The following is an 8841-nucleotide window of genomic DNA, read 5'->3' as shown; positions in this document are numbered from 1 at the left end:
GGAGGTCCGACGATGACTGAGCTGGTGTTAAACCCCGGTGACGTCGTGGTGATCCGGGCCTTCGATGACGTGCCTGAACATCTCTTCCAGATCGACGAGGTGTTCGAAGACTGCGTGACCGGCCATGCCGTCACCGGCCCTCTGGCTGGCGAGTATGGCGAACCGGCACTGGACCTGGTCTTCCGGGTCGTCCCCAAGACCGGCTAGTTCGGTCCTTTCCCCAACAATCAAACTAGAAAGGAGGAGACGCAATGTCTGCTCAAATTCGTTATGCCTACTTGAAGGGCCACACGTGGCTCTATCGGCGAAACTATCCTGTTGACGTGGCTCTCGCGCTGGGCGCTCAGGCGCTGAAGCAGAGCCTCAAGAACAGTGACCGAAACACCGCCCGCGTCCGTGCCGCTGAAGTCAACGCCCGGTTCGAGACACTGGTGGAGCAGGTTCGATCGCAGGCAGAAGAAGCTCTGTCTGCCCCTGAGAGCACCGCTGACGTTCCTGATTGGGTTGACCAGCCAGAGACTTCTCTCGTCCGTCTCCGGGCCACTCTGGAGGACTCTGGATGCAATCTGGAGCAGTCTAAGTTCATAAGACCATCAGCACCGGTAAAGGTACCGGTTCGTGATTTAAGCCGCGCCTATCTCTCCCGGCGTAGTGATGAACTGCGACCCAGCGGGTTCAAATCGGTCCGATACTCCGTGGGGTTATTCACGAGCCGATAAGGCAGCGGAAGATCTGGCTGCTCGGGCTCAGGGGTTCCGGGACGCTGAAGCCTACTGGCAATGGCTGGCTGACTATGTCGTCACCCGAAGACCACCCTCATAGACAGAACCCTCGGCGGCCCTTTGCGGGTTGCCGGGGGCACTCACTTGGCTTTTTTTGCCAATGTGGACGTCGGTTGAAGGTTGGCTGAATGACTGTTCTGCGGACAAAGCCGCAATTCAAGTTCCATGCGATCCGTTAAATTCCACCTAATAGACCGCTCGTCCCCCAGATGCATCGAAGACCGCACCGGTGTTGAGGGTATTGTCATCCGCTGCGAGAAAAAGAACGATGCGCACAAGTTCCTCGACAGTCCCGGCCCTTTTCATCGGTGACTTGGCAAGCATCGCTTCGAGGTCCTTGCAATCCAATTGTGTCAAAAGCTCGGTCTCGATCGGACCTGGTGCGATGCAGTTAACGCGGATGCCGGTCAGCGCGAGTTCTTTCCCGAGTGACTTAGTCAGAGCAATTACCCCGGCTTTTGCGGCTGAATATGCGGAGAGATTGGGCGTGCCTTCTTTGCCAGCCAAAGATGCCATGTTTACAATACGACCGTAATCTTGGCTAATCATAAATGGTAAAATCTGCCGTGTTACTTCGAAAACACTCACCAGATTGATATCGATTAGTTTTTTCCATTGATCCGGATCAGTTTCGATCACGGATTTACTTCCCGCCCCCGACCCGGCGTTGTTGATGAGCACGTCAACAGTTTGGTCTGATGAAACTACAGCTTGAATTGCTCGGGTAATGTATTGGGTATCTGTCACATCGCAAACATGTGAGTGAATGCCGTCTTCTTCTAACGCCTCGATATCCAGGACATGGACGTTTGCTCCTGCCTTTTGCAGGCTCAATGAAATTCCATAGCCGATACCTTTCGCTCCACCGGTGACGACCGCCGTCTTGCCGTGAAAATCAAAAGTTGTTGCCATGTATCCTCTCCGCTCAGTCTCGACCTTTGGAAAGACTACAAGTTCACTCGAACTTTAAAAACCGAATACCGGCAATTCTGGCAGCAGTGCACAGCTTCTTTTGTTCCCGCAGAGGTAAAGACATACATGTAGCTTTGTGCTCACAGTGGTCATCTGACAGTTTTGGTTGGGCATATGAGCTGTCCCGACCTGGTCAACGGCGGCAGTGCGGACAAAGCTCCCGTTCGAGAACTTTGGACCGAGGGTGGCAAACGGCCCAAAGGAGAACTTCACCGATGCGTCAAGACTGCTTCACAACTGCTCAAAAGCGGACATTCGAGCATCTTGCGGTGCATTGAGCTTTCACTGGGCAGGCTCAACCATCGCGCAGAAAACTATGACCAGTGCATCCAAACGACTTGGTTCACGCGTTTGCATGTGTATCATACAAAAGGACAGTTCCGCCGCGCAGAATTACACAGTCCTTGGCGGTACTTCTGCGGAGTGTTGTTAATGTCCGCCATCGATGATCTCTCTTGGCCGGAAGACTACAAAGAGCTTCTGCCACTGATAATTGACCGCTGGTCGGTAAAAGGTGAAATTTACTTTCACCAGCGGCTAAGTGCAGGCAAGTCTGGCGCTCTTGTCTATATTGTTGACATCACCTGTGATGCCTTCAGCGGTCAGGCAATTCTCAAACTTGACGCACTTCCCGATCCGGAATGGCAAGAAAAGACCGAATACCAAAGACATCTCGAGGCGTTCGAAGCGATACCAGCGTTCGGATCCAAACATCTGGCTCGCATCGTCAATTCGCTGGAACATAAAGGCAAGATCGCGATCCTTTCAACGGTCGTAGCGCAAGGACTTGAATATTCTCTTCCTTGGAACGACTGTGGCTACGAACTGGCCTTGAACGTCCTCCAACGGCTCTCGCGAAGCCTACTCGATGATTGGAATTCTGACTACCAGATGGCGCCGGGTATGCACTCACCCCGGGAATTGCTCTCTGAATGGCTCGGATACAGACTAGATCCTGAGGCAGGTCGACTACACCGGTTCCTTTCCGACGTTTGCGGCCATGATCCGAACGAGCGTTGCCTCATGTTTGAAGGACATTGGTACCCAAACCCAATAGCTTTTGCTTGCGACGAGAACTCGCCAAGCCGATTAAGCATCCGAGCGGCCAAAGGTCGATTACATGGAGATCTTCACGGCTACAATGTACTGGTACGATCACATCAAAGCAGTGATCCTGACTATTACCTGATCGATCTGGCGCTTTACCAAGACAAGCAGTTCCTGTTTTATGATCATGCGTATTTCGAGTTGGCGTATCTGTTGGCGAGACGTGGAAACTGCGTGCCAGCTCAGTGGGATGCCATTCTTGATGATCTCGGGCTCTTTCATTCAAAACACCACACGTTGGGGCTGTGGCAGGATGATGTTGGGATCGCAGAGTTCGTCAGAACTCTGCGGCGTGGAGCGATGAGCTGGGTTGAACGCCACGAAAGCCATCGGCTAAGTTTTATGGAAAGCCAATACCTGTTGGCACGCGTCGCGGCGGGACTTAACTTCGCACACAAGCAGATCAGCGTCAGCGCGCGTAGCCACGCATTCTTGTACGCAGCACACAATCTCAAAGACTATATGACACTCAATAATGTTGATTGGCCGCGGCACGGACTGGTGTTCCAAATCCCGGCAACGCATGAACTTTTGTCCGGTTCCCAAACTGAAACCGAAACGCTTGCACCAAAAACTGAGCCTCCGGCAGAAAAAGACCGTCTGTTCGATCGTATGGTCACTCAGCTTCCGGCACCTCAAAAGCCCGTAATCGCAGTGTTGCCCTTCGACAATCTCAGTGGACAAAGCGACGGCAATGGCTTTGTGCAAGGCATCAACCAGGAACTTGTTACCGAACTTGCAAAGGTGGATTGGCTGTCGGTGGTCTCACCTACCTCGACCAAGTTACTCAAAGATTCTTCTTTGTCCGGTGAGGAAATAGCGCAACGCCTCGGGGCACATTATTTAGTAGAGGGCAGTGTGCGCTATGATGACCATCGCGTTCGCGTCACCGCCCATCTGGTAGATACATCGAATGGGCATGACCTTTGGGCCGATCGCCTGGATCACAAAATTGAGGATGTCTTTTCCTTGCAAGAGGAAATCGCCGCGGCCGTCGTCGGGCATATCGACTGGGAGCTGCGGTTCGACTTGCGAGAGCAAGCCCGCCTGAAACGTGGTGAGGTCAATGTATGGGACAGGGTTCAAAAAGCTCTGTGGCATCTGTTCAAGTTCACGGACGAAGATACCCAAAAGGCAAATGACATTTTATCCAAGACTATCGACATGACGCCGGACTATGCGCTTGCGCATGCCGTCATGGCAAATGCCGAGCTTCGAAAGCTGTTTTTCGTCCAGGTTGATGACCGCAAAGGGGCAAAGGAACGTGCACTCTATCACGCAGAGCGCGCTGTAGCCCTGGATGAACACAGTAGTTTCGCCCATGCCACTCTCGCCCGGGCTTATACTCTGTACAACCGGCGCGATGCTGCGATAGCAGAAGCTGAACTTGCAGTCAGTCTCAACCCAAGCGCGGCAAACGCTCATCTGGTACTTGGGTACACTCAGTTGGTAAATGGACAGGCGAAACGGGCACTGGCGCATTTTGAGACGGCAACCCGGTTTGGACCGTCCGGACCGTACTTCAAGGTTAAATTGTTATCAAAAGCAATGTGCCTCTACCTCCTTGATAATCTGGAACAAGCTGAAGCCTGCGCAAGAACAACATTGGAAGGGAGGTCGGTTGGCCCATTTGGGCATTATGTATTGGCGGTAATTCTGATACGACAACACCGCATAGAAGAGGCAAGGCAGATAGTCCGTCAGAGTAAAGAGATTCGCCCCGATATGACATGTTCGCGGGTCCGCCTGGCATTCGAAAACTTTCAGCAACGTGATCGTGACAGGTTTGTCAGTGATCTTCAGGAAGCTGCCTTGCCGGATTGATCATCCCCTCTGGCAACATGTGCATCAATGAGGCGGATGGTCCCCAGCTGTTGGTCGAAGATGCAACCGGGTTGCGATCAGAACGCCGCCGATTATCAGCACGCCGCCGATGCCTTGATAAAGCTGAAGGTCCATGCCCCTTAGAGTCACGGCTTCGACCGCAACGAATATCGGTACGAGATAGGCAAACAAGGAAGCCGTCGACGCACCAACTTCGTTTGTACCGAAATTGAGCAGGTGGAGGTAGATGGCACCCATGCCAACTCCAATAAAGAGAATAGAGCCCCAGGCCTGCCAAGAGTAGTCTAATGGTTGAAGTGTGCCTACTTCGTGGATCACAACAAACGGCAGCAGCACGACAATGCCAACAACGAAAATAACGAACAAGCCTTCATCAGGCTTAGGGTGCATGTTCCATTTCTTAAGAAGAACTAAATAGAGCCCACGGCAGGCATTGGAGGCGATCATCAACAGGAAGGCGAGATGCGGGTCGAAATTGATTAGGTTTGAGAAGTCACCACGAAATGCAAAAACCAGTGCGCCAACGAGGGCGATCACAACACCCAGATACTGAACAGGCAGCAACCGCTCGCCGAGCAATAGTGCCGAGAACAAAATCGTCAGTAAGGGTACACTGGTGTAACCGGCGCCAAGATCTATGAGATCATTTGAGCGGAGCGCAGAATAAACAAACCAAGGTGTGGCGACCACGCCAATGCAGGCAAGGACTGTAATACGGAACCAACTGCCCTTGAAGTGCTGGAACGGGTGGCCCTGTCCCCTCAGAACAAGTGGCAAAACAAATATTGCTGCAATCAGGCAGCGCCAAAAGGTCAGTGCAACCGGATGAACTTCATTGACAGCCAGATTACCGAACAAGAAGTTCCCGGCACTGATCAACATTGCAAGCAACAAAGCTCCGTAGGCCAACGCAGGTTTATTCACTTTCATGATTGCATCAGAGCATGATCGGCTTTTTAAACATAGCATCAATCGGTGTGGCTCTTACGAGAATAGCGCATCGAGATCAATGCCAGTTGATCAGTCGAGACGCGGAATCATTTGCGGAGCTGCGGTGCATCTCGCCCGAAGCGCTGGTTGAAGTAGGACAATCGGGATGGAAGCAATAATTATTCTTACTCGAACGATTTCGTTGTCCGTAAGCTCGTGTAGGAGCCAGCGTCCAAATTCAAATTGCGTTCATCGACTAAGGAGCGAGTAACAGTAGCCAATAGATCGACTTCCCTGATGTTACGGGGAGATCACGCATGAAGCGGGTCCGGGTTCAATGTCTGTTTTTGCAAGATGGCGGTGAGTTCTTCGCTGGTGCAGAGAAGGTCGGCTCTCCGCCCCTTACGACGAGTGCTGCGAGTTTCGCTAAAGTTCGCCTTGGGCTCAAAGCGGTCGTCGGCGGCGGCGTGTCAGAATGGCGGTCTGGACAGTCTTACAAGGGAGCGTGGTGTGGGGAATGGACTTCTACCGCGGATCTGGACGTACTAGGCAACGCAAGGAGCGTGCCAACGGATCGAAGGCAAATGTTGTGATAGCACGACATGCTTCACGCCTGGCCTAAGCGGCGCTAGTCTCCCGTCATAGCAACGCTGAAAGGAGCCGCCCAATGTCCCTCTTCTCTAAACTCTTCGGTGGTGGTGAAAAGTCGGAGCCGGAGCCAGTCTCTTACAGAGGGTTCGAAATCTTTCCGGACCTGATGCCCGAAGGTGGCAAGTACCGCCTTCTAGCCCGTATCGAAAAGACCATCGGCGGAAATCGCAAGACCCATACAGTGATCCGGGCGGATGTTTTTGAGACCCGGGATCAGGGCGAAAGCTTCAGCATCGCAAAGGCGAAACAGGTGATCGACGAGCAGGGCGAACGCATTTTCGATTAAGCAAACAGACAGCCTAATTTATGCGATGCAATCGACGGATGGTTCCGCAAATTAGACATCCGCCCCGATCTGGCGAAAGAACGCTAAGCAAGCCAAGCAGTCATTGGAAGTCTTAGATGCCCGATACATGCAGCTGCAATCTGGGTCCCAATTTCGTCTATTTTACAGCATGTGCTACCCTGTTGCATTTATCGTATGCAATTGGGGGCTGAAGATATGTGGAACATGGAACAGTTTGTAGCGGACTGCCGGACCGCAGTAGATCAGGACGCGTCTCACAAATCGGTGGCTGAGGTGGTGGACCGGGCGATGCGCGATCCCGCGGGCGTGACGCAAGCCTTGGGAGAGCCGACCGAAAGCGGTATCTTTCCCATTTACAAGTCAGGTGATCTGACAATCGTCAACGTCGTATGGAAGCCAGGCATGACCATAATGCCCCACAATCACGAAATGTGGGCCGTGATCGGTATTTATGGTGGTCGAGAAGATAACATTTTTTGGCGGCGCGTAGCAGATGACCCTAACGGACGCATTGAAGCGGCGGGGGCTCGAGCATTGTCGACGGGTGAATATGCTCCGCTTGGTAAGGACCTCATTCACTCGGTTACAAACCCTATCCCCAAGTTGACCGGAGCAATCCACGTATACGGCGGGGATTTTTTTGAAGCTGAGCGAAGCGAATGGGATCCTGAAAACCTGACGGAACATGCCTATGACATGTCGAAGGTTCGCGCGTTATTCGAGGACTAGTTTGCAGTTTGACAATTTGCGCTGGCAATGCCTGAGGCATGTTCCGTCTATACGGCAGGCTTCGCTGATTGCCGATTACTATCTCGTTGAATTGACACGGGGTGATGATCTCGGATTATGGACAGATGAGCAAATTACAACGCCCCCCGAAGCCTCGGCCACGCCCATTTCTTCCTAATCCGGACCGCTACGAGCAAATGGTCTATCGCCGTTGTGGGCAGTCTGGCATAAAGCTACCCGCGATAAGCCTTGGGCTATGGCACAACTTTGGTGGGGATACCCCGCACCAGACAAAGCGCGATCTCTGCCGCACTGCTTTTGACTTGGGTATAACGCACTTTGATTTAGCAAATAACTATGGCCCGCCGCCGGGATCGGCGGAAGAAGCATTCGGTGAAATTTTAAAAACTGATTTCGCAGGCTATCGGGACGAACTCATCATATCTACCAAGGCAGGGTATGATATGTGGTCGGGCCCCTATGGGGAGTGGGGATCACGAAAGTATCTTGTGGCCTCTTGTGATCAGTCGCTCAAAAGGATGGGGTTAGAATACGCAGATATCTTTTATTCCCACCGTTACGATCCAGATACCCCTCTGGAAGAAACTATGGGGGCCTTAGACTATATAGTGCGCTCTGGGCGCGCACTTTACGTCGGAATTTCAAGCTACAACTCGCAACGAACGCGCGAAGCGCTGGCCATCTTGAAAGACCTTGGCACGCCGTGCCTGATTCATCAGCCGTCGTATAACCTACTCAACCGTTGGGTTGAGCGGGACGGGCTGTTGGATACGCTTGACGAATTGAACGTGGGATCGATTGCGTTCACGCCACTTGCCCAGGGTATTTTGACATCGAAGTATCTGAACGGCATTCCCGAAGACAGTCGTGCGACCCAAGGCAAGTCTCTATTGGACGGCATGATCAACGAACGTTCATTGACGAGTGTCAGGGCTCTAAACGATATAGCGGCGTCACGCGGTCAATCATTAGCTCAGATGGCGCTTGCTTGGGTGCTGAGAGGTGACCGGATTACGACAGCCCTTATCGGCGCTTCGCGTCCTGAGCAGATCGTGGATTGCGTAGGTGCGGTCCAGAATTTGGAATTTACCGAAGCGGAACTCGCTAAGATTGACGAGGTAAGCTCGGAAGAGGAAATCAATCTCTGGGCGCGATCCTCGGAAATTGAGTAAGATTGTTGACCACTGATTTTTGGTGCTAGCAGGTTCTTCTGCTTAATCGCATGGCGTTTCTGCTTTGGGCTCAAGGCAGTCATCTGAGTCTTTCAGTCAGATGACGGCTTAGGCTCAGGACTCATAGCCAATAGATGACGAGTGCGGCGAGTGCGGCGAGTGCGATGGCTGACAGGAAGACATTCGGGCATCTATCGTAGCGGGTTACCACACGTCGCCAGTCCTTCAATCTGCCGAACATGATCTCAATCCGGTTCCGTCTTTTGTAACGACGCTTGTCGTACTTCACAGGTTTCTTGCGCTGCCTTCGGCCCGGGATGCAAGC

General features: G+C 52.6%; 9 protein-coding genes. 6 read left to right on the top strand and 3 right to left on the bottom strand.

The features are described 5' to 3' along the window. Together AC2FJZ_RS22060 and AC2FJZ_RS22055 are read left to right on the top strand one after the other, a co-directional pair. A partial coding sequence (locus AC2FJZ_RS22060) for a hypothetical protein (RefSeq protein WP_496780353.1) occupies positions 1-207 on the top strand: 207 nt, incomplete at its 5' end. Between the two features lie 44 nt (positions 208-251). Continuing rightward, a complete protein-coding gene (locus AC2FJZ_RS22055) occupies positions 252-719 on the top strand; it encodes a DUF6538 domain-containing protein (RefSeq protein WP_496780351.1) in 468 nt (155 codons plus the stop codon). 249 nt (positions 720-968) lie between these two features. Here AC2FJZ_RS22055 and AC2FJZ_RS22050 read toward each other — a convergent pair whose 3' ends face one another. After that, positions 969-1694, bottom strand: a complete 726-nt coding sequence (locus AC2FJZ_RS22050) for an SDR family NAD(P)-dependent oxidoreductase (protein ID WP_496780349.1) — start codon at positions 1692-1694, stop codon at positions 969-971. A gap of 492 nt (positions 1695-2186) precedes the next feature. Here AC2FJZ_RS22050 and AC2FJZ_RS22045 point away from each other — a divergent pair, with 492 nt between their 5' ends. Next, positions 2187-4685, top strand: coding sequence for a hypothetical protein (locus AC2FJZ_RS22045; protein ID WP_496780347.1), 2499 nt, complete (start codon positions 2187-2189; stop codon positions 4683-4685). 24 nt (positions 4686-4709) lie between these two features. On the opposite strand, the gene AC2FJZ_RS22040 is transcribed toward AC2FJZ_RS22045, so the two are convergent. After that, a complete protein-coding gene (locus AC2FJZ_RS22040) occupies positions 4710-5636 on the bottom strand; it encodes a DMT family transporter (protein ID WP_496780345.1) in 927 nt (308 codons plus the stop codon). A gap of 667 nt (positions 5637-6303) precedes the next feature. Between AC2FJZ_RS22040 and AC2FJZ_RS22035 the strand changes: the two genes are divergently transcribed. The 3 genes from AC2FJZ_RS22035 (at position 6304) to mgrA (ending at position 8516) form a co-directional block, all read left to right on the top strand. Then, entirely contained in the window at positions 6304-6573 is a 270-nt protein-coding gene (locus tag AC2FJZ_RS22035; RefSeq protein ID WP_282121391.1) for an HlyU family transcriptional regulator, read from the top strand. A 225-nt stretch (positions 6574-6798) separates the two neighbouring features. Then, positions 6799-7323 (top strand): cysteine dioxygenase family protein, encoded by a 525-nt coding sequence (locus tag AC2FJZ_RS22030; RefSeq protein ID WP_246097323.1) that lies wholly within the window; start codon positions 6799-6801, stop codon positions 7321-7323. Positions 7324-7448: 125 nt separating this feature from the next. Next, the gene (gene mgrA, locus AC2FJZ_RS22025; RefSeq protein WP_496780343.1) at positions 7449-8516 is read left to right on the top strand and encodes an L-glyceraldehyde 3-phosphate reductase; all 1068 of its coding nucleotides are present in this window, start codon (positions 7449-7451) and stop codon (positions 8514-8516) included. Between the two features lie 121 nt (positions 8517-8637). On the opposite strand, the gene AC2FJZ_RS22020 is transcribed toward mgrA, so the two are convergent. Then, positions 8638-8841, bottom strand: a 204-nt coding sequence (locus tag AC2FJZ_RS22020) for a transposase (RefSeq protein WP_496780341.1), incomplete at its 5' end; no start/stop codon positions are given.

This window comes from Ruegeria sp. CDSA079 (assembly GCF_059612245.1).
Note: the sequence above shows the minus strand (reverse complement) of the source record. Positions and strands in the feature narration are given on the sequence as shown.